The organism is Streptomyces sp. NPDC001980, assembly GCF_040296885.1.
In the GTDB taxonomy this organism is placed as follows: Bacteria; Actinomycetota; Actinomycetes; order Streptomycetales; family Streptomycetaceae; genus Streptomyces.
The window spans coordinates 1-21,377 of record NZ_JBEOYD010000053.1 but is presented as its reverse complement, the minus strand read 5'-3'; the positions used below and the strand labels follow the sequence as shown (position 1 = coordinate 21,377).

Sequence of the window (21,377 nt, the reverse complement as noted above, 5' to 3'; positions counted from 1 at the left end):
GCTGACCTGCGTAGACACCTTTCCTGTGCGGTAGCCGCGAAGCTCTGATCACGCCCCTGTCGACCGTGGTTCTCCGCCCTTACGGGCACGGATCGGGCACGGCTTCGACTCAGACGACTCGGCAGCGCCTTCACGTCCTCGGCGGATGCGGCAGGCGTGGCGCCCGGTAGAGCGCGTACAGACACCGTTGCGTACGCGGACGGACGATGAGGGCGGACCCGCCGCGGAACTCACTGGTCGAGATCCTCGCACTCCGTCACCGGCGCGCCGATGTCCGAGAAAATATCCCGTGCCTGCCGCCTCATCAGGTCAGCGGCAGCGCCGTCGACCTTCCGGTGGGCGCGGGCCAGTGCCATGAGGGTGCGGGCCTCGCCGGGGCGGTGGCCGGTCTCGCGATGGATGGTCAGGGCCTCCCGGCCCAACTCGACTGCTGTGGTGATTGTTTCCCCGAACGCCGCTATGTTGCACAAGGCGGTCAACGCCTGGCCCTCGACCACGCGGAAGGAGTGGGCGCGTGCCAGGGCCAGGGCCTGCTCGGCGTGGGCGCGGGCCTCGTGGTCACGGCCCATCTCCTCGAGGGTGAGGGAGAGGCCAACGAGGCCGTCTGCCTCAGGACGTCTGTATCTCGACTCGCGGGCCAGGGCGAGCGCCTGCGTGCCGAGCCGAATCGATCGGTCGAAATGCGCCAGTTCTCGGTGGGCAGTGGCCACCGTGGTGAGAATGCTGGCCTGAATCCAGACCCGTCCTTTGTCCTTGGCCATGGCAAAGGCGCGCTCTGCCTGTTCCAGCGCCTCGTCGTGTCGGCCGAGTGTGATATTGATCTTGGCAACGGTGTCGAGCACCGTGGCGCGGGCGTTATGGTTCCCGTCTCGCTCGCCGGCGGTCACCTTGGGCACGAGGACGTCAAGGCCGTCGGTCAGACGGCCGAGCTCCCAGTACACCCAGCCCAGATTCTGCACAGCGAGGCTGTCGTCCCACCAGCTGATCTGTTTGTTCGCGATGATGGCCCGTTCGAGCTGCTCGGCAGCCTCGTGCAGTCGGCCCAAATCCCGGCTGGTCAGACCGATGACAACCAACCCCAACGCTTCAAGGTGGAGGTTTCGGGCTTCACGGGCGATCCGCATACCGGCGGTGACGTGCTCGTAAGCACTGTCGAGACGCGCCATGTTCCATTCCGCCTGGCCCCTGCCGCCGAGAGCCGCTGCCTCGCCCGTCGCCCAACGGAGCTCCCGGCTGATGTCCAGTGCGCGGGAGTGATGCTCCAGCGCTCGGCTGGGATCCCCCCGGTCCGACTGGATCAGTCCCAGGCTGATGTGCACGGCTGCCTGGCCGAACAGGTCGCCTTCGACCGTGGCTGCCTCGAGCGCCGCCTGCGCGGTGGCCTGCCACGCTGCCCGCGGCAGCTGAAACCAGAAGTAGCCGAACAGTGCGTTGACCATGTGCCATGCGACGGGGCGGGGACCATGGCGGGCGGCATGGTGGATGAAGGCGAGCAGGTTGGCCCGTTCCGCCTCCAGCCACTGTGAGGCTCCCGTGGAGGCCGGCAGACCCGGTTGACCACCGCGGCCGAGCTCGCTCGGCAGACTGGGGAAGAGCCAGGTTCCCCCGAGAGCGCGCGAGGCGTGCAGGTACCAGATCAGGAGCCGTTCCAGCGCGACATCGCGATCCGCCGCCGTCTCCTCCGCCTGCGCGCACCCCTGCGCGTACTCACGAATGAGATCGTGGAACCGGTACCGGCCCACGGTCGTGGGCTCGATCAAGTGGGCGGCGGCCAATACGCTGAGCAGGCGTCGGGCCTGCTGCGGCGGTGTGTCCATGAGCGCCGCCGCGGCGTCGGCGGCGAACTCCGCCCCGGGGAACAGGCCGAGCAGGCGGAAGAGTCGGCGCGCCGCCGGTGCCAGGACCCGGTACGACACGGAAAAGGCCGTACGCAAAGGGGATGTGGCGTCACCGTCCGGTTCCAGGGCCGCCAGCCGACTGCCTTCGGTCATCTCTGCGACCAGGTCGGCCAGGCGCAAACCCGGATCCCCCGCCAGCCGGGCGGCAGCCACCCGCAGCGCCAGGGGCAGGCTGCCGCACAGCCGGATCAGCTCGCCCACCGCGTGCTCGTCGACGGCGACCCGCTCCATACCGAGGGTCCGAGTCAGCAGTGCGCGGGCCTCGTCCGGCTGGAGGAGGTCCAGCGGCAGGGCGTGGGCACCGTCGTGGGCGACAAGGTCACCGAGCCGGTTGCGGCTGGTGACGATGACGCAGCAGGTCGGGGTGGATGGGAGCAACGGGCGGACCTGCTCGGCCGAGGCCGCGTTGTCCAGCAGGACGAGCATGCGCCGGCCGGCCAGCAGGGTCCGGAACACGCGGCCCTGGGCCTCGTGGTGCGGGGGGATCTCGGCTGCCGCGAGCCCCAGGCTGCGGAGCAGCGACTCAAGGGCCACACCGGGATCGAGGGGCTGCCGGTCATGGTCGAAGCCGTGGAGGTTGACGTAGAGCTGGCCGTCCGGGAAGCGGTCGCGGACCTGGTGTGCCCAGTGCACGGCCAGTGCGGTCTTGCCGATGCCGGCGGCGCCGCCGATGGCGGAGATGACCACGGTGTTCGACGCCCCCGGCTCCTGCTCGTGCGGAAGCAGGCCGTTCAGCCGGGCGAGTTCGCTGCTACGGCCGACGAAGCCCTGGGTGCCATGGGGAAGTTCGGCGGGCAGGGCGCTCTCGCGTGGCCCGGAACGCGCCTGCGGGCGAAGGAGGAAGGCGTCGTCCTGGCGTAGCACCGCCGCGTGGACCCGGCGCAGTTCCTCACCTGGATCGGCTCCGAGCTCGTCACGCAGCCGTACTCGCATGTCCTCAAAGGCATTCAGCGCTTCCGCCTGACGGCCGCAGCCGTACAAGGCCCGTATGCGCAGGGCCGTCAGCGACTCGTCGTAGCGGTCGGCCGCCGAAGACGCCGACAGGCCGCTCAGGTCGTCGAGGGCATCGCCGAACCGGCCCAGCAGGACCAGGCACTTGAGCCGCTCCAGCCGGAACGTCCGTCGGCGCTCCTGCCACCGCTGCCGCTCCTCCTGCGCGAACGGTCCGGGCAGCCCGGCCAGCGGCTCACCCCGGAACAGGTCGATGACCGCCGAGAGTTGGTCCGAGGCGGAGGCCAGGTCGCCCGACGCGACAGTGCGCAACGCTTCGCCGCCCCGTTCGTCCAGATCCGCCGTATCGAGCCTGACCTCTTCGACGACGAAGCGGTACCAGCCCTTGCCACTGCGGATCACCGACTCCGCGGGCGGAGTGCCTTCCGGATCGAGCACCCTGCGAAGAGAGTTGACGTGAGTGGCCAGCACCTTGTGGCCGCCTGCGGGAGGCTCCTCGCCCCACACCGCGTCGAGCAGCCGCGCATGACTCACCATGGCCCCTTGGCGCAGCAGCAGAGCGGCCAGCACGGCCTGCCGCTTGACCGGCCCCAGCTCCAGCGGCGTCCCGCCCCGCCATGCCCGTAACGGTCCGAGCACTTCGAACCGCAGCAGCTGAGGAGATCCGTCGTCCACCCCGAAGCCTCCGCTTCCCTACGTCATCGAAATTTCATCAGAATTGCAGCACCCCCAGCCATGGTCATGGAGACGACATCGCACAAACCGCACAACCGAAGGGGGTCCGAGTGACCGAAGCGGAGTTGGTGGCCACGGCGTTGGCCACGGGGGAGGCGGCCGGACTCACCGACACCTCACGAGGAGTCGTCCAGGACCTCCACACCGTGCTGAGAGAGGCGGTCCGCCGGCGGTTGTCCGGTGGCTGCGACGGGGTGCGGGGCGGATACGGCGTACGGGTGCTGTACGCGTACGAGACGGACCCCGACGTGTGGCGGACCCGGCTGCTCCAGGTCCTGGCCTCCGGACCGGAGATGGACCACGAGGTTCTCGGGGCGGCCCGCGCAGTGCTCCGCGCGGACCGCCGGACAGGGCACGTCATCGTGGACGTGGTCGGCTCATGATGCGCTGGACGACACTTCCGGCCGCGCCGCCGGCTGCGGGTGTCGCCATGGCCGTTGGATACCCCGGGCACCGTTGCATGAGCAGACGGATCGACTGATGCCCGGCGGCGGGCGAGCAGTCCGCGCTCCGAGTGGGAAGCGGGCTGCCGTCCGGGTGCGGACGACACCGAGGACGGCTGACCGGTCTCGGTGGACAAACGGGCGGTCACCCCACCGCATCACCGCTGCGTGGCTGAGGTCGAGATCGTCCGATCGCGGAGCGGGCCTGGCGGTCGTCGGGGTGGCTTGGGGGTGCCGTGGGCTGAGCTCCTGCCGTTGTCCTCTCGGGGCAGCGTGGATCCCTCGTGAGTGCCGCCCGGCGGGGGAGATCGGCACATGCGTCGACCATCCAGTGGCGCTGCACGCGGTCAGGGCCTGATCGCGAACACCATGCCTATGTCGCCAGCCCGCTGGACCGGGTTCTGCTCGGTGCTGACGGTGAAGCCGTGTGTGGTGAGGGTCGCGCAGACTGCGTCGCGGTTCTGCCGCCAGCGCTCCACCTCCACCACGGCCTGGCGGACCAGCGGCCAGTGCCGTTCCTCGATGCCCCTGAGTACCTCGAGTTCGGCGCCTTCCACATCGATCTTGAGCAGGTCGATGCGGTCGATGCCCTGCTCGTCGAGCGCCGATGACAGGGGCCGGACCTTCACCCGGTGCGTCTCAAGGTGCCGCATCACCCGCAGCTTGCGGCCGACGAGAACGGTGAGAATGGGGAGGGGTACGCGGCGCAGGACCGGTCCCAGGCCGCCCTGACTGATCATTTCGACAATGCTGGCGGTGACCCGGCGCCGCTCAGCCTCGATGTTCCCCTGATCTCGCGAGGAAGACGAGAAGATCGTGGCGGCCGGAACGTAGCTGAAATCGAGCTCGTCCTCGCGGGACGCCAAGCCGTAAGGGAGCGCGGTCAGACGCCCGTTGAAGAAATCGCGAGCGTTGCGCTCGAGTGTCGCGTGGAGTGGGGGCAACGGCTCGAAGGCATAGATCCGCACGTCCCCGTCCAGCCGTTCGTACACGTCCGCCGAGAACACGCCGATGTTGGCGCCCACGTCGAGTACCGTCGCGCCCGGCGCGCACGCGATGCCGTGGGTGAAGTAGCCGCCCACCTCCTCGCGCAGGAAGGACATCTCCCAACGATTGATGCTGTGCAGTTCCATCACATTCATGGCCATGACAAAGTCACTATCAGGGCTGGAGGCGGCAAGCCAGGCCGTGCGGTTCACTTCGGCCGATTCCCTCGCCTGACAGTGCAGCCGTGCCGGCTGCGGGCGCCGGCTGTCGAACACCCGCCGCGAGGTTCGTCCGGTGTCCTCTCGGCGGAGCGGCTGCGGCCCGCCCGGGGCGACACAAGAGACCCCCGGGTCGTCATCGGCCCGGGGGTTCGTGGTGGAGCGGGTGACGAGAATCGAACTCGCGCTGACGTGGAGCCGACGTCCTCCCGACCTTCCCCGACCGCAACCTTGTCGCCCGTTGGCGAGTCTTGATCGTGCAAGTGATCTCGTATTCCTGGCTTTCCACTCCCGTGGAGGAACCAAGTGGGCAGACGTGCCCTCATCCGTGGCGGTTTGGCCGTCACCACCTCGCTGACCCTGGCCATGAGCCTCGGCCCGCTGACAGGCGAGGTCCATGCGGCCGCCGCCTCCGAGGTGGTCATCCCGGCGCAGACGTCCCTGCTGCCGCAGACCGCGCTGTTCAGCGCCGGACCTTCAGGGTTCCTGCGCTACGAACCCGGCCGTGGCCATGTGTGGACCACCTACACGGGCGAGGACACGGTGGTGGACGCCTCGGCCGGCGAGGTCCGGGGCATGCCGGAGTTCGGCGCCGGCTCGGACGTGGTCGCCCGCTACGACGACAGCGCGCGGACCGTGACGCTGCGGGACATGGCGGCCGGGGGGACGGCGACGACGATCCCACTCCCGGACCGCCACACCTACCGGGGGACGCTCGGGCGGACCGTCCTCACGACCGCCTGGACGGTCGACCGGCTGACCTGGCACCTGCTCGACCTCCAGGACGACGGCACCGTGGGCGACCGCGCGGTGTCGGGCGTCCCGGCCGACGTCTCCTTGGTGAGCACCGGCCACTCGCCCGTGGCCGACGCCCACGGCACGGTGGTGCAGTACTGGGCGGGCAGCACGCTCCACAGCGGCTGGATAGACGCCGACCAGGGCACGTTCGTCGAGCTGCCGTACAACCCGACCATCACCACGACCGGGCGTGTGGTCCTCACCCCCACCCACCTGCTGTCGTGGGACGGCGTCGACACCGTCTCCGTCTACTCCCGCGCCGACCTGACCACGGCCGTCCGTACCGTGCCGCTGGAGAACGACTACGCGACCCACCTGCTGGGCATGGTCGGCGACCAGCTCCTGGTCTCCCGCTACGACTCCTCGCTGGGCGCCAAGGACGGCGGCCTGCCCGTCTGGCGGGTCGACGCGCTCGCCCCCGACGGCTCGACGACCAAGGCCGTGCTGGCCCGCTCGGAGAGCTTCGCCCTCGCCGTCCCCACCCCCGACGGGGGGCTCCTCGTGCCCGGCGGCGGCGCCGACACCGCCGACTTCGGGGTGAACCTGGTCCGCGCGGGCGCCGACGGCACCCCCGTCGCCGAGAAGGTCGCCGCCTCCGTGCTGGACCCGGTGGCCGACCCGGTGCCCCAACTCACCCTGGACAACGGCCGGTTGACCGTCACGGAACGGGACCGCGAGACCGGCCGTACGTCCATGTACAGCCGGACGATCGGCAGCACCGGTGACACCCTCACGGTCGGCCCCCGCACCTCCCAGGGCCTCGTCACCACCTCCGCGCCCAACCTCGTGGGCACCGGGGACGGCCGTACGGTCGTCTGGAACTCGTATCTCTCGGGCGACGACCGCGTCCCCCGGGTCGTCCAGCCGACGGGCACGCTGCCCGGCACGGCGATCGACCCCCAGCACAACTATGTGGTGGTGTTCGACGCCAAGGGCCGGCACGTCGCGATGGTCACCGAGTACACGGCGGCGACCGGTTCGCAGACGCGGGTGGTCGACCTCGACACCGGCTCCACGGTGCTCACCTCGGCGACGCACGGCACGACGCTGTGGGGCACCACCCTGTGGGTGGCGGACGGCAACGACGGCGCCGCGCCGGTCGACGTCCGCACCGGCAAGCGCGGCGACTCGGTGTGGTTCGGCTCGAAGTGCCTGCTGGAGGACCTCCAGGCCGTGGGACGCTGGCTGCTGTGGTCGTGCGTCGGCTCGGGCGAGAGCCAGGGCGTCTACGACACCGTCACCCAGACCAGGACCACCCTCACACAGGGCGCTTGGGAGACCGCCAAGCTCGGCGACGGCTTCGTCGTCACCAGCGCCGGCGGCGAGCTGAAGGTGACCGACGTCCGCGGTGCCACGCCGGTGACGCACTCGGTGGCCACCGTCTCGGGCGGGGAGCCGTGGGACGTCGACCCGTACACCGGCCTGATCGCCTACGTCGACACCAAGGAGAACACCCACCTGGTGCCCAGCGGCGTCCCCGTCTCGGCACTGTCCCAGCTCGACTCCTCCATCGCGGGCTCGGTCGACGTCAAGGGCGGCGCCGCGCTCTGGAGCCCCAGGTGGTGGCTGTCGAAGCCGGCTGCCTCCTGGACGCTCGTGCTCAAGAACAAGGCCACGGGTACGACAGTGCGCACGCTGTCCGGCAGTACGGCACAGGGCGTGCTCCCGCCGTCGTGGAACGGCAAGGACACGGCCGGCAAGCTCGTCGCCAACGGCGCCTACACCTGGACGCTCACCGCCACCCCGGCCGACGGCCAGGGCGCGGCCCTCACCAGGACCGGCACGCTCAAGGTCACCGGCGCGACCCCGGTCCGACGGGACTTCGCCACCGCGGACGGCTTCGGCGAGGTGCTCACCCTCAACGGCTCGGGCGGACTGACGTACCAGTACGGCACCGGCACCGGGACCCTGACCGCCAAGAAGACGGGCTCCGGCTGGCCGACGAGCGCGAAGTTCGTGCCGTACGGCGACCTCAACGGCGACCGGTGCAACGACGTCCTCGTGCGCTACGCCAGCGGCGCGCTGCGCGCCTACCGGCCCGCGTGCGGGGCGGCGGTGACCCCGTCGACGGCGTACACCTCGCTGGGCACCAGCGGCTGGACGCAGTACGACGTGCTGACCTCGCCCGGGGACGTCAGCGGTGACGGCCGCGCGGACCTGATCGTCCGCCAGGCCTCCACCGGGGACGTCTATCTGTACAAGGCGACGAGCACGGGCAAGCTGTCGGCGCGGACGAAGATCGCCTCCAAGTGGACGGGCTACAAGAAGATCGTGGGTGCCGGCGACCTCAACGGCGACGGCCACGGCGACCTGCTGGCGCAGGACAAGTCGAACGAACTGTGGCGCTACGACGGCACCGCGACGGGCAAGTTCAAGAGCCGGGTGAAGGTCTTCAACGACTGGGGGGCCTCGTACAACGTCATCGTCGGCGTGGGCGACATCACTGGCGACGGCAGGGCCGACCTCGTCTCCCGCGACACCTCCGGCACCGTCTGGCGCAACAACGGCAACGGCAAGGGCTCCTTCGACGGCCGCACCAAACTCGCCACCGGCTGGCAGAGCCACAAGGGCGTGTTCTGACTCACGCCACACGCCCTCTTTCCCCGGCGGGGCGAACTCCCCGCCGGGGAAAGAGGGCGCACCTCTATCTCAAGGCGTCTCGGGGCGCAGAGTCGACAAAAGGTCTGGACAGCAAGAAGCCCCAGGCCACTGGCCTGGGGCTTCGAAAAGAGCGGGTGACGAGAATCGAACTCGCGCTCTCAGCTTGGGAAACGACGGCGCTTGGGGAGCCACACCGGCACTGACCTGGCCATACGCCATTTGAGCAGCCATGCGGCCGGGACGGTAGAACCCGCTATTGACCGCGGGTGTCCGCCCTTGTGGGCACGACGCTACGAGGAAGACTCTGCCGTGCCGACGTGGCCTACTCGATGTTCGGGCCTGGGCAACGCGCGGCACAACTGATTGCTTGGCGTTGCGGTCGCGCATGGCCACCGCTCCTCAGCTGCGGTCTGGGGAACACAAAAGTACGCTCGGCCACACGGACTCCGGCCTTCCCACGTGCAGCGTGGTATCCCAAGCGGTGAGCCCGCCCCCGGACTTCGTGCGCCGGGACTTCACCGCCGAGGCACCCGACCTGGTCTGGTGCGGGGACATGACGGAGATCGAAACCGGTGATGGCAAGCTGTACTCGGCCACGGTCATCGACCTGTTCTCCCGCCGCCTGCTGGGCTATGCGATGGGCGCTCGCCACGATGTCGAACTGGTCGCCGCCGCCCTGCACATGGCCGCGGCGACCCGCGGCGGGAACGTGCGCGGCGTCATTTTCCACACGGACCGCGGCAGCGAACCCGGGCTCAACCGATCGTCGCAACACCGGGTTCCTGGATCGATAGCAGATGCTCGTTCAGGGCTTCGGCTGGTGTCTTCCAGCCGAGGGTTTTGCGGGGCCTGTTGTTGAGTGCCAGAGGAACGGCCTCGAGCTCGTCGGCTTCCCAGCGAGGCGTTCAACAGCGTGCTGAAGGTCGAGTACGTCCACCGGCACACCTTCAGCACCCGCACCGAAGCCCGCATCCGGATCGCGACCTGGATCACCGACTTCTACAACGGCCGTCGGCTGCACAGTGTGTGCGGTTTCAAGAGTCCGATCGACTACGAACACGACTACTGGGCCAGCTTCACCGAGGAGCTGGCTGCATAGGAAGGTCTCCACAGTTCGAGGGGATTGACAGGCCCGGATTCCCCTTGGGCCGGACAGCGACTCCGCTGCGTGAGCGGCACTCCCAAGCTGAACGCCGGCAGCCCCAGGGAGGTAAGCCCCTGGGACCGCCGTGTTGTGCCAGGAGGCCGAGCGGGCCTGAGGTGCGGGCGGGGAAGAATCCGGCTTGGCCGGACCTTGTGCAGATCATGAAAGCCATCGTGTACACGGAAGGCGGCGGCCCTGAGGTGCTGCGCCTGACCGAGCGTCCCGTGCCGGAGCCGGGACCGGGCGAGGTACGGGTACGGGTCGAGGTGTCCGGGGTGAACCCGACGGACTGGAAGGTGCGCACGGCCGGGCCGCAGGACGAGGGCGAGCAGGTGCCCAACCAGGACGGCGCCGGACTGGTCGACGCGGTCGGGGAGGGGGTCGCCCCGGGAAGGACCGGTCAGCGCGTCTGGATCTGGGAGGCCGCCTGGCAGCGCTCGGACGGCACGGCGCAGGAGTACGTGGTGCTCCCCGAGGAACAGGCCGTACCGCTGCCCGACAAAGCCTCCCTCGACCTCGGCGCGAGCATCGGCATCCCCGCGATGACGGCCCACCGCGCCCTCACCGTGCGGGACGGCGGCCCGGCCCGGCTCGGCCCCGGCGCGCTCCGCGGTCGTACGGTGCTGGTCGCCGGCGGTGCGGGCGCGGTCGGCAACATGGCGATCCAGTTGGCGCGCTGGGCGGGGGCGACCGTGGTGACCACCGTCAGCAGCCCGTTCAAGGCGCGTCTGGCCGAGGCCGCCGGTGCACACCACGTCGTCGACTACAAGGCCCAGGACGCGGCGGCGGCGATCCGCCGGGTGGCCCCGGACGGTGTCGACATCGTCGTGGAGGTCGCCCTGGCGGCGAACGCGGAGCTCGACGTCTCGGTGACCGCCCAGAACGGCGTCGTCGCGTACTACGACGACGGCGCCGAGGTGGTACTGCCCCGCTGGACCTTCTTCGGCAACCTGCGCTTCCAGGGCGTGCTCGTCTACACCATGCCGGCTGAGGCCAAGCGGGATGCCGTCGCCGCCGTCACCGCCGCCCTCGCCGACGGGTCGCTGCGCGTGGGCAAGGAGGCGGGCCTGCCGTTGCACCGCTTCCCGCTGGAACGCACCGCGGACGCGCACACCACGGTCGAGAAGGGAGAGGTGGGCAAGGTCCTCATCGACGTGTGAGCCCAGAGCCGCCGTCGCGTTCGCTCACCTCGTGAGCCCTTCGCCGTTGGCCGAGGTGGGCGGCCGCAGTGATGCCCGGCTGACGGTGCGGTGCAAGGGATCACGCCGAGACTCCGGCCGGCCGGTGGTGGTGGCCCTCCCGCCGGCTCCGGGCCCGAGACGGATGGCGAGCGGCGGGCTCTCCGCCCCGCACACCATCCCTCGCACGGCTTCGAGACACCCGGACAAGCAGACCTCAGGTCAGCGCTTCTTCGTCTTCTTGCGTTGCGGCGGAGTCCACTCACCTCGGTGCAACTGGCAGCGCGAGTAGCCGATCATCGCCGGATTCTGGCACCGTCCACCGGTCTTGGCCTGAGTCGACCCGCACTTGACCTGCTTGCCCATTCGTCCTCCCCAGTCCGGTCGAGTCGGCCCACGCCGACCCCATCGTCAACGGATTGAGGCACTCATCGCCGTGTTTGCAGCTTCATTCGGCCGATTCGATGCCCTTCTTGCCTGAATCATGACATTTCAATGTTCAAGTCGATCACTGACCGACTGCCGAACGGGCATCGCCGCCCTCCTGCCCGACGGCGTTCCGGTCGCACTGGAGGAGCGCTGGGCGCCCTGGCTCTTCGAACGCGGCGACGGCGTGCTGTGCGCGGTCAGCCTCTCCGATCCCCACTCCCGCCCCCGCCGAACTCCGGCATCCGTTCGGTTCGCGGCTCGGCGAGGCCCCCGACCCGGTAGCCGGTGGTGGCGGACATGACTGCGGCGGTCGGAAGCTCCGGTGCGTCATGGTCGCCTACGACACCAGTGAACGCGCGCACGCGGCTCTCCGCAGGCGGCCGCGACACCACCGACCGGCAGCACCGCGAGCTGCGGTACGACACCGGCTGCGAGCACCGGGCCCAGGGCGCGCGGACCGCCGCCGAGGTGCAGTGCCGCCAACGCGAGAGTCAGGGGAGCGACGGCCGAGCCCGACCACGACAGCAGGCGGGCGGCGAAGTGCAGCCGGAATCCGCGGTGAACAAGCGGCGCGCCGGCTTCAGCGAGCCGGGCCCGCCATCCGACCCGCGGGATCGGCCTCGCCCCCGCCGACTCCGACGGCCGCATCCCGACCCGTTCCCCACTCCGCTCCGAGCCCGCGGAATCTCAACGACACCGGCCGTCGGGAAGATCGCTGCGACTCCAGGTCAGCGGCACGGCCAGGCCCAGCGCCACCGCGCCCGGTCGAGGCCGGACTCTCGGCGAGCGAAGGCCAACGAGTCCCCAGTACACCTGCCACAGACGGGACAGCGAGGGTCGCCTTGCCGCGTCACGAGGCACGACGGCGTGCCGGATACGGGTGGCGTTCATGCCGAGCGCCGGGCGTACGGGCCCGGGTGTGCCGGGCTCGAACTGGAACAGGGCCTCGGTCTCGGAGTGTTCCGCCACCGCCGGTGGCACAGCTGCATCCGAGGAACGGCCCTTGTCCACGTCTGCGTGCCGCACGACAGTGCTCACGACGTGTTCAGCAGTCGCCGGATCGCGTCGACCCGTGCGGCGATCATGCGGTTGCCGATCGCTGTCCCGGGGATCATGTGGGCCAGGTGGAAGGCCCCGCTGTAATGGTGCACCTCGGTGGGCACGCCCGCCTGAATCAACAGGCGCGCGTAATCAAGCCCCTCGTCGCGGGTGGGGTCGACCTGGTAGGCGGCCACCCAGGCGGGAGGCAGACCGATCAGGTTCTTGAGACCCGCGCGAGCCGGAGCCGCGTACACGGGCACGTCCGGACCGCCGGGCTGCGCCGTGTCACCGAGGTAGTACTTCCAGCTGTAGGGCGAGTTGGCGGCACTCCAGGTGGGGGTTTCGGGAAGGTTCCGCATGGAGTGGGTCCGCAGCCGGTCGTCCACCGTCGGGGCGTCCAGGAACTGCACGGCCGGCACCGGTCCTCCGCGGTCCCTGGCGACCAGGACCAGGGCGGCCGCCAGCCCGCCTCCTGCGCTCTCTCCCAGGACACCGATGCGTGCGCCGTCGATTCCGTGGGCACGGCCCGCTTCGCCGGCCATCCAGAGGACGGCCGCGTAACAGTCGTCAAGGGCGGCCGGATAAGGGTTTTCAGGAGCGAGCCGGTAATCCACGCTCACCACGGCGACACCTGCCCGGTCGGCGATCAGGCGGGCCTGATTGTCCACACTTTCCAGTCCGCCCATGACGAAGGCTCCGCCGTACAGGTAAAGCAGACCAGGAACGGGGCCGGTCCGATCGGCTGGGGCGTAGACACGCCCCCTGACGTCCGGCGCCGCCTGGTACCCGGGAATCGCGACGTCTTCGACGTGCAACGCCCTCGCTGACTCGTACTGTGGGGCTTGCCCGAGAAACCGTCTGGTCAGAGCGCGCATGCCCGGCACATCGGAGAGATCGAGGGCCGGAATCATCGGCGCTGCGGCAGCCAACTCAGGGTCGAGCACGTAATCCATACCATTTTCCCAATCTGTGCAATTTCGTCTCTGCACTGTTCCAGCAAGAGCGATCGGCCTGTTCACGAAACTCACACCGGTGATCATCGAACCGTGAAGTAGTGGCCGTCCTCGATGTCCGCGATGAGCCCGGGCCGCACCGGCTGCCAGCCCAGTCGCTGCTGGGTCCGGGTGCTGGAGGCCGGGCTGTCCCGCGCGAGGATGGCGCCGAGGAAGCCGAAATGGCCGTCGGCCTCGTCCTGGGGCATGCCGGTCGCCGGCAGGTTCAAGCGCCGGCCGATGGCCTGGGCGATGTCCCGCACCGACACGCCTTCGTCGCCGATCGCGTGCAGCCGGGCGCCGGCGGGAGCCGATTCCACAGCCAGCCGGAACAGGCGCGCGGTGTCCCGCTGGTGCACGGCGGCCCACCGCGGGGAACGGTCACCGACGTAGGCCGACACTCCCGTCCTCCGGGCGATGGAGATCATGAGCGGGATGAATCCGGCCGCCCTGTCCAGGTCATCGAGGTCGCCGCGGTGCACCTCGGCGCCGACGGACGTCAGTGTCGCGGCGGCGCTGTCCGAGCGGGCGAGACCAAGCACGCGATGCCCCGCGTCCAGCAGCTCACGGACGACTGCGGATCCGACGAATCCGGTCGCACCGGTGACGAACACACGCATGGAACACTCCTTGAGCCGAGGTCAACGGTCTGCTCGTCCCGGCTGGTCGGCGGGCGTGAACTGGGGCAGGCGCGCCATGATGGCCCGGATCTCCGCGTCGTCGGAGACACCCTGGAAGTCATGGCGCGGGGTGTAGGGCGCTTCGAGCGCGCGGATCTCCTCGTCGCTCAGCTCCAGGGCCAGCGAGGCGACCGCGTCGTCGATCTGCTGTGTCGTACTCGCTCCGACGAGGGGGGCGGTGACGACCGGCTTGCTGTGCAGCCAGGCCAGGGCGACCTGCGCACGCCCGACGCCCCGGGCGTCCGCGACGCGGCCGACGGCATCGACGACGGCGTGGTCGGATGCTTCGGTCCGCGCCGTGTACAGCATGTCGGCGAACCCGTCGTTGCCACCCCGCAAGGTCGACCTCGCATCGGACCACGCGCGCGCGAGCCGCCCCCGGGCCAGCGGACTCCAGACGACCGTGCCGACGCCCTCGTCCAGACACAGCGGGATCATCTCGCGCTCCTCCTCGCGGGCGAGCAGGTTGTAGTGGTCCTGCATCGCTACGAAGCGGGCCCAGCCGTGCTCGCTCTGGAGATGCAGCGCCTTCGCGAACTCCCAGGCCGGCATCGACGAGGCACCGAGGTAGCGGACCTTGCCGGCCTTGACCAGGTCGTGCAGCGCTTCGAGGGTCTCCTGGAGCGGGGTCGTGTGGTCGTTGCGGTGTATCTGGTACAGGTCGATGTAGTCCGTGCCGAGGCGCCTGAGCGAGTGGTCCACCTCGGTCATGATCGCCTTGCGGCTCAGGCCCTTTCCGTTGGGGCCCGAGCGCATCGGATTGCGCAGCTTGGTCGCGATCACGACGTCGTCGCGGTCAGCGAAGTCCCGCAGCGCCCGGCCGAGGATCTCCTCACTGGAGCCCTGCGAGTACACGTTCGCCGTGTCGAAGAAGTTGATGCCCTGCTCCAGGGCGTGCCTGACGAGCAGGCGACTCTCCTGCTCGCCCAGCGACCAGACCGGGTGACCGCGGTCCGGCTCGCCGTAGGTCATCGCGCCGATCGCGATCGGCGAGACATCGAGGCCCGTGCCGCCGAGCTTGACGTAGTCCATGAGGGTCCTTCCAGTCCTTGCAGTCCTTGCAGGTCGGTGCCGGACATCAGATCCGTACGGTCGTCTTGCCGCGGGCGCCGCCCCCGCGCGCCAGCGCCTCCGGAACCCCCTCCAGCGGAACTGTCCGCTGGACGGGGACCGCGATCCGGCCCGATGCGGCCTCTGCGGTGATCCGGGCGAGCAGGTCCGGCTTGTCTCGCATCATGTAGTTGCTTACGGCGATCCGTTCGGAGGCGAGCAGCTCTGGCGGCGCGGAGAAGGACACGGACGCCGCCGCGCCACCGTCGCGCACGAGTCCGGCGTACGCGCCGAAGCGGGCCGTGTCGCGGGTGAGGTCGAGGAAGACGTCGATCCCGTCGGGACGCGCCCTGCGGACCTGCTCCACGATGTCGCCGGCCGTGTAGTCGGCCGTCTCGGCGGCGCCGAGACCGCGGATCCACCGGGCGTCGTCGGGCCGGGCGGTCGCGATGACCTCCACGCCGCGGGCGGCCGCCAGCTGGACGGCGATTACGCCCACCCCGCCGGTGGCGCCCGCGATCAGGACCGACTGACCGGCGCGCAGGCCGATGGCCTCGATGACGCCGAGGGCGGTCATGCCCGCGGTCGGCAGTGCCGCCGCGATCTCGGCGGGCATGCCGTCCGGGACCCGCTGGAGTGCCCCGCCGTCCGGGACCTCCGGCACTACCGCGTACTCGGCGAAGGTGCCGTGGCCCAACGGCGCACGGAGGAACTGGCCGTGCACGGTGTCGCCGGGCCGGAACCCGAGCACGCCTTCCCCGGTCTCCGCCACCCGGCCTGTCCCGTCCACACCCAGGACGAGCGGCGTCACGTACGGCATGGGCAGTCGGCCCTCGGCGATACCCATGTCGACCGGGTTCAGCGACGCCGCCGCCAGTTCGACCAGGACCTCTCCCGGTCCCGGGCCGGAGGCGGGGAGCTCCATCAGTTCGGGCGTGTCACCGATCCGGTGCACCGCGACAGCGCGCATGGCTCATCTCCTGTTCTGCGCCTGCTCTGCGGCGACTGTCCGCCGGTGGACGAACGAGGCGCCGACGGCTGCCAGTCAACCCAGTACGGCGGCGAACCTGAAGGACCGATTCCGGCGAGGTTGATACCCTGCGGGTATGAATGATCTGGAGACGCGGCAGCTCCGGTATTTCGTCGCGGTCGCCGAAGAACTGCACTTCGGATGCGCCGCCGAGCGGCTCGACATGGCGCAGCCACCGCTGTCCCGCGCGATCCGGGAGCTGGAGCGCCAGCTCGGTGTCGCGCTGCTGAGGCGCACCACACGCCGGGTCACGCTCACCCCGGCCGGGGAAGTCCTGCTGCGGGACGCCCGGATCGCCCTCGACGCGGTCAGCTCCGCCGCCCGACGCGCCCAGCATGCCGGCGAGCCCACGCCTCGGCTGCGGCTCGCGCTCAAGCCCGATATCGACGGCGGGCTGCTGCCGCGGATCCTCGACGCGTACGCCGGAGAGGATGCGGCCCTGCCGGTCGACCTGGTGCTCGGCCGCATCGACGAGCAGGCCCAGGCGGTGCGGGACGGCCGTGCCGATACCGCGCTGCTGCTGTGTCCCTTCGACGACCGTGGCCTGGATTCCGAGCCTCTGATCACCGAACCGTTCCTGCTCGCCCTGGCCGCCACCGACCCCTTGGCCGCCCGCCCGTCCCTGCGGCTGGCCGACCTGGCGGGCCTCAGCCTTCCCGACGGCTCGCCCGCGGACCAGGGCCCCGGTGTCGGCCGGCACGGCCGGACCGGGTCACGCGGCGACATGACTACGGCGAGCACCGCGCAGGGCACCTCCGACCTGCCAGAGATCTTCCAGCTCGTCGAACTCGGCAGTCTCGTCTGCTTCTTCCCCGCCTCGCTCACCCGGCGCTATCCGCGACCCGAGATCGCCTACCGGCCGGTCGACGACCTGGAGCCTGCGGCCCTGGCGGTCGCATGGCCACAGGGCTCCCGTTCCGCGGCCGTCGCAGCCTTCGTCCGCACCGCCACCGCGGTCGCGGCGGCCACCCGACCCCGGAGCCGGGAAACACCGCGGACAGCAACTGCCTGACGCGATCGCGGGCGGCTCGCCCGAGAGGGCGTCGAAGGGCCCTGCTCGACGGGGCCCTCGACCGGCCCGTGCCCAGCAGTCCGCCAGCGAGCAGCAGGCCGAACAGAACACACCCGCCGACCTGGCGGCCACAACCGCTCGGCTCCCCGAGATGCGGCCGTAGTGGGCAGCCGAGGCCGAACAATGATGGCCGGCTGCGAACATGGCACCGGTCACGACCTACGACAACGACGCGATCCGCACCCTCGACCCGCGTGACTTCCGTGCCGTACGGCCTTTGGGTCGTCACAAGGCATTCCGGGTCCTGCCCGACGATCTGCCGCCGCGACTGACTTCCGGCACCGAAGTTCCAGTCGGCGAAAGGGACTTCGGCCGGCATCACCTCCGCTGCGCACACAACGGCGTTCAGACTTGCGTAGGGAACAGCAGGCTGAGGTCTCCTGACGCGGAGAGGTTCCGGCCCGAACCACGAAGCCGCAGGTCAAGCCGAGCTTCCGAGCCTGGAAGCGTTGCACGTACGGCTGCCGCCCGGAACCCGTGCCCACCGCGTGCCCGAACTTCGCCCGCCTGGCGAGCCGGAACCTGCCGGACAACCTTCGGCAAAACACAAACCCCAGGCCGCTGACCTGGGGCGTCAATAAGAGCGGGTGACAAGAATCGAACTCGCGCTCTCAGCTTGGGAAGCGACGGCGCTTGGAGAGCTGGATGGCCTCTGAACTGGTCTTATGCGGTATGGCGTAGCGCCTGATAAGGCATTGACCGTGGTTTACCGGTCTTATGGGCACGCTACGGGCACGCCCGTCGACTCGGAGGTCTGGAGAGCTCCCATTGGTGGCTCAAGTCCAGCGGATGCCCAACAGCGACTGCCGCTGTTTCCGGCCGCAGCCCTGCGCTCCGTAGCCTGTCCGGCTCAGCGGACCAGGCGGCCGCTCTTACCTCACACCGAGAACCTGCCCTGCCTTCCGGCCATCTCTAGGAGGGGCGCATGACGTGCGGGGACCGAGCGAGGCGACAAGAACCGGAAGTGAGAAAGCGTGTCGGCCATCAGCCAGCGGGTACACCTGGTGCTGCTCACCGCCTGGACAATCCTCTGGTTCGCCGTGGTCCAGCCGCACGGCGGGTTCTCCTGGCACTACCTGCGTACTGGTGGGAAGTTGCTCTACGCGGGCTCGGGCATGGCAGATGGCGGTCTGAATCTGTACGCCCACCACCCCGAACTCCAGATGGGTCCCGTCAGCTTCCTGGCGGCGGGCCTGTTCAACCCTTTTCCCGAGTCCGTCGGGCAGTTCCTGGCCGCCGCTGTGATGTCCCTGCTGGGTCTGCTGGTCCTGGTGGTGGTCGGACGCAGCGCCGCCTGGCATCTCCTGGGCACGGGCACCAATCACCAGCGACTGCGGCAGCGGGTGCTGATCGCGGGCCTGGCCTTCATCCCGATGTGGATCGAGGTCGCCGTCCGTTTCGGTCACCTCGACGACGTACTGGCGCTCTTCTTCACAGCCCTTGCCGTACGCGCTCTCACCCTCGGCAACCCCGCTGCGACGGGCGTCTTCCTGGCCCTGGCCATGGACTCCAAACCGACCGCGCTGGCCTTCCTGCCGCTGCTGCTCGCACTACCGAGGGGGCAGTGGCTGCGCGCGGGCCTGTGGTGCGCGGCTCTGGTCGCGCTCGCCTGGATGCCGTTCCTCCTCAGTGCCCCGCAGTCGTTGACCGCAGCCGAGTTCGCCATCCCCAACCAGCCTGCGTCCGCGCTGCACTGGCTCGGCGTCGACGATCCGCGAACCCCTCCCTGGGACCGGCCCGCACAGGCCACGGTGGGGCTGGCGCTGGGTTGCGTCGCGGTCCGGCGAGGCCGTTGGCCCGCCGTCGTCCTGCTCGGCGCCAACGCCCGGATCGCCCTGGACCCCAGCGTCTACACGTACTACACCGCCTCCGTCCTGCTGGGCACACTGCTGTGGGATGTGATCGGACAGAGGCGCCTGGTGCCCTGGTGGAGCTGGATCGGCCTGATCAGCCTGTACGGCACGGTCTTCGTCGTTCCCGATGACGCGGCCCGCGGCCTGATCCGCCTGGGCTTCGCCATCGCCTCCACCGCATATGTCCTGCTCTGGCCGGTACGAGACCGACGTCGGCGACACTCCCGGTCCCGCAGCAGGCAGGCGGGAACCGATCAGGACCTGGGCACGGCGAAGTGAACCACCTTTGTACGCCGGAAAGATCGCGTCCCCGACGTGTCAGGGCAGGCCGCGCACCGTCAGGTGGATGAGGTGCCGGGCCGGTGGACCACGGCTCTCGTCTCTCGCCCCGAACCGCGATGCCGTGTCCGACCAGGGTGGTGCTGCGCGGCAACCAGATCCACGACCCCCGGGCGCTGCTCGCCCTCCGCGTCAACGGCGCGGCCCTCTCGCTCGACCACGGCTACCCGGCCCGCATCATCGTCCCGGCCAACCCCGGCGTGAACAACACCAAGTGGGTCCACCGGCTCACCTTCAGGGCGTGACCATGGCACGATTCGTCCGCTGGTACGGCTCCGGCCCGCTGCACCTGCTCGTCCTGATCGCCTCGTTCGCCCTGACCGGCTACGCCATGGTGCGCCTGTTCGCCGTCCGGCCCTGGGAGGTGGCGATCTGGTTCGTCGGTGGGGCGATCCTCCACGACCTGATCCTGCTGCCCCTGTACTCGCTGGCCGACCTGTCGGCCCTCTCCGTACTACGACACCGCGCCGATATCTCCGCCAGACCGACGGTGCCCTGGATCAACCACCTGCGCGTCCCCACCTTCCTGTCAGGTCTGCTCCTGCTGGTCTGGTTTCCTCTCATCCTCCGTCTGGCGGTCCCCTACCCCGGTGACACGGGCTTGTCCGACAGCGTCTACTTCGGCCGATGGCTGGCGATCACCGGCGTGCTTTTCGCGGCCTCCGCGGTCGCCTTCGCCGTGAGACTGCGCCGCGTACACCGGCCCGGCGGCGCCGACGAGAGCCAACCCGCCGCCGGGCACGGCACAGCACCGTGACAACGGACGAGGACGAGCTGCACGACGCCGGCGAGGATCCCTACGCGCTCGCCCTGCGTCCCGGCCGGGAACCGGTGTACCTGCGGCTGGACAACGGGCGCCGCGTCCGGATGCCGGTCCACCGCTGGCACGAACAGCCGACGGCAGCCGACAACACCGTCCTGGAACGCTGCGCCGGCCCCGTCATCGACATCGGCTGCGGCCCGGGCCGCATGTGCAGAGCACTCCTGAGCCGGGGAGTCTTCGCCCTCGGGGTCGACATCACACCCCGCGCGGTCGCGCTGACCACCGCCCTGGGCGGGCTCGCACTGCGGGCATCTGTCTTCGACCGGCTGCCGGCCGAGAAAGGCTGGCGAACGGTGCTGCTCATCGACGGCAACATCGGCATCGGAGGCGACCCGCGTGGCCTGCTGCGCCGATGCGGCGGCCTCATCGCCCCCACCGGATGCCTCGTCGTCGAGGTCGATCCCCAGGACGTGCAGGAGCAGTGCACCGCCCGGTTCGAGAACGTCCAGGGCCAGGCCGGACCGTACTTTCCCTGGGCCCGACTGGGACGACCGGCGCTCCACAGGATCACCGCCGACCTCGCCCTCACCGTCACCGACCAGTGGACGAGCGAACACCGCTGCTTCGCCACCCTCACCCACCAGGGATCATCCCACGACCGCCCTGACTCGGGCCCCGCAGCGACGGAGGACGGTGGGACGCCGGTCGTCTGAGCCAGACGCTGCTGCCTCGCTCCCCTGCGCGACGTCGCCGCCCCCGGCCGGACTCCCGCGACACACACCCAGTACCTGCCGGCCCGACGAGGAGGACGGGGCGGGGCACGTTCGACAGCAGCCCCGCAGCCCTGGGAAACGGCACCGGTCGACCGCCTGCATCCTTCTGCCTCCTCTGCTTCCCTGCTCCGAGACGCCCGTTACGTGGCAGCGCGCAGTGGCGTCGTCGGCCCGGTCTTCTCGACTGGCGCGAGGGTCAGGGCGCGTACCTGCGGGAGCGGACCAACGGCAAGCGGGCTCCCGGCGAGACCAAGACCGATGCGAGCGTTCGTACCGTCGGCCTCCCGGACACCTTCCGCTTCTACGTGCGACCGAGGTTAGGCGTCCGAAGTCGGCTTGCGGGCCGGGGTGTTGACAGGCACGGGCACGAACCTGGCGACTGTGGAGTTGTTCCCGCTTCGT

Annotated in this window: 14 protein-coding genes and 4 pseudogenes; 11 read left to right on the top strand and 7 right to left on the bottom strand. The window is 70.0% G+C overall.

What is annotated here, in order from left to right:
• Nucleotides 1-230: 230 nt before the first annotated feature.
• A complete protein-coding gene (locus ABT137_RS44830) occupies nt 231-3,524 on the bottom strand; it encodes an AfsR/SARP family transcriptional regulator (protein WP_351718362.1) in 3,294 nt (1,097 codons plus the stop codon).
• Nucleotides 3,525-3,634: 110 nt separating this feature from the next.
• Between ABT137_RS44830 and ABT137_RS44825 the strand changes: the two genes are divergently transcribed.
• On the top strand, nt 3,635-3,967 hold the full coding sequence (locus tag ABT137_RS44825) for a hypothetical protein (RefSeq protein WP_351718360.1): 333 nt from the start codon (nt 3,635-3,637) through the stop codon (nt 3,965-3,967).
• A 407-nt stretch (nt 3,968-4,374) separates the two neighbouring features.
• Here the strand turns inward: ABT137_RS44825 and ABT137_RS44820 are convergent, their stop codons facing one another.
• Entirely contained in the window at nt 4,375-5,226 is an 852-nt protein-coding gene (locus ABT137_RS44820; RefSeq protein ID WP_351718358.1) for an FkbM family methyltransferase, read from the bottom strand.
• A gap of 312 nt (nt 5,227-5,538) precedes the next feature.
• On the opposite strand from ABT137_RS44820, the gene ABT137_RS44815 reads away from it, so the two are divergent.
• Together ABT137_RS44815 and ABT137_RS44810 are read left to right on the top strand one after the other, a co-directional pair.
• On the top strand, nt 5,539-8,610 hold the full coding sequence (locus ABT137_RS44815; protein ID WP_351718355.1) for an FG-GAP-like repeat-containing protein: 3,072 nt from the start codon (nt 5,539-5,541) through the stop codon (nt 8,608-8,610).
• 406 nt (nt 8,611-9,016) lie between these two features.
• Nucleotides 9,017-9,367: pseudogene (locus ABT137_RS44810) on the top strand (DDE-type integrase/transposase/recombinase); the annotation flags it as partial.
• 19 nt (nt 9,368-9,386) lie between these two features.
• Here the strand turns inward: ABT137_RS44810 and ABT137_RS51160 are convergent.
• Nucleotides 9,387-9,530 (bottom strand): annotated as a pseudogene (locus tag ABT137_RS51160) (IS30 family transposase); the annotation flags it as partial.
• Between the two features lie 14 nt (nt 9,531-9,544).
• Between ABT137_RS51160 and ABT137_RS44805 the strand changes: the two are divergent.
• Together ABT137_RS44805 and ABT137_RS44800 are read left to right on the top strand one after the other, a co-directional pair.
• Nucleotides 9,545-9,730 (top strand): IS3 family transposase, encoded by a 186-nt coding sequence (locus ABT137_RS44805; protein ID WP_351718353.1) that lies wholly within the window; start codon nt 9,545-9,547, stop codon nt 9,728-9,730.
• Between the two features lie 206 nt (nt 9,731-9,936).
• Nucleotides 9,937-10,935 carry an NADPH:quinone reductase gene (locus ABT137_RS44800; protein WP_351718350.1) on the top strand — a complete coding sequence of 333 codons (999 nt, stop codon included), beginning with the start codon at nt 9,937-9,939 and terminating at the stop codon, nt 10,933-10,935.
• Between the two features lie 1,481 nt (nt 10,936-12,416).
• Here the strand turns inward: ABT137_RS44800 and ABT137_RS44795 are convergent.
• The 4 genes from ABT137_RS44795 to ABT137_RS44780 form a co-directional block, all read right to left on the bottom strand.
• Nucleotides 12,417-13,376, bottom strand: coding sequence for an alpha/beta hydrolase (locus tag ABT137_RS44795; RefSeq protein ID WP_351718348.1), 960 nt, complete (start codon nt 13,374-13,376; stop codon nt 12,417-12,419).
• 83 nt (nt 13,377-13,459) lie between these two features.
• Complete coding sequence (locus tag ABT137_RS44790; RefSeq protein ID WP_351718346.1) at nt 13,460-14,035, bottom strand: NAD-dependent epimerase/dehydratase family protein; 576 nt, start codon at nt 14,033-14,035, stop codon at nt 13,460-13,462.
• A gap of 21 nt (nt 14,036-14,056) precedes the next feature.
• Nucleotides 14,057-15,127, bottom strand: coding sequence for an aldo/keto reductase (locus ABT137_RS44785; protein WP_351718344.1), 1,071 nt, complete (start codon nt 15,125-15,127; stop codon nt 14,057-14,059).
• A 46-nt stretch (nt 15,128-15,173) separates the two neighbouring features.
• Nucleotides 15,174-16,115, bottom strand: a complete 942-nt coding sequence (locus tag ABT137_RS44780) for an NADP-dependent oxidoreductase (protein WP_351718341.1) — start codon at nt 16,113-16,115, stop codon at nt 15,174-15,176.
• Between the two features lie 136 nt (nt 16,116-16,251).
• On the opposite strand from ABT137_RS44780, the gene ABT137_RS44775 reads away from it, so the two are divergent.
• From ABT137_RS44775 to ABT137_RS44750, 6 genes and pseudogenes are all read left to right on the top strand, one after another.
• A complete protein-coding gene (locus ABT137_RS44775; protein ID WP_351718339.1) occupies nt 16,252-17,187 on the top strand; it encodes a LysR family transcriptional regulator in 936 nt (311 codons plus the stop codon).
• Nucleotides 17,188-17,407: 220 nt separating this feature from the next.
• Nucleotides 17,408-17,509 (top strand): annotated as a pseudogene (locus ABT137_RS44770) (VapC toxin family PIN domain ribonuclease); the annotation flags it as partial.
• 712 nt (nt 17,510-18,221) lie between these two features.
• Complete coding sequence (locus ABT137_RS44765) at nt 18,222-19,379, top strand: hypothetical protein (RefSeq protein WP_351718337.1); 1,158 nt, start codon at nt 18,222-18,224, stop codon at nt 19,377-19,379.
• Between the two features lie 137 nt (nt 19,380-19,516).
• Nucleotides 19,517-19,684: pseudogene (locus ABT137_RS44760) on the top strand (molybdopterin-dependent oxidoreductase); the annotation flags it as partial.
• A 2-nt stretch (nt 19,685-19,686) separates the two neighbouring features.
• A complete protein-coding gene (locus tag ABT137_RS44755; RefSeq protein WP_351718442.1) occupies nt 19,687-20,196 on the top strand; it encodes a hypothetical protein in 510 nt (169 codons plus the stop codon).
• Nucleotides 20,193-20,915 (top strand): class I SAM-dependent methyltransferase, encoded by a 723-nt coding sequence (locus ABT137_RS44750; RefSeq protein WP_351718335.1) that lies wholly within the window; start codon nt 20,193-20,195, stop codon nt 20,913-20,915. The genes ABT137_RS44755 and ABT137_RS44750 overlap by 4 nt, the downstream gene beginning before the upstream one ends.
• Nucleotides 20,916-21,377: the final 462 nt, after the last annotated feature.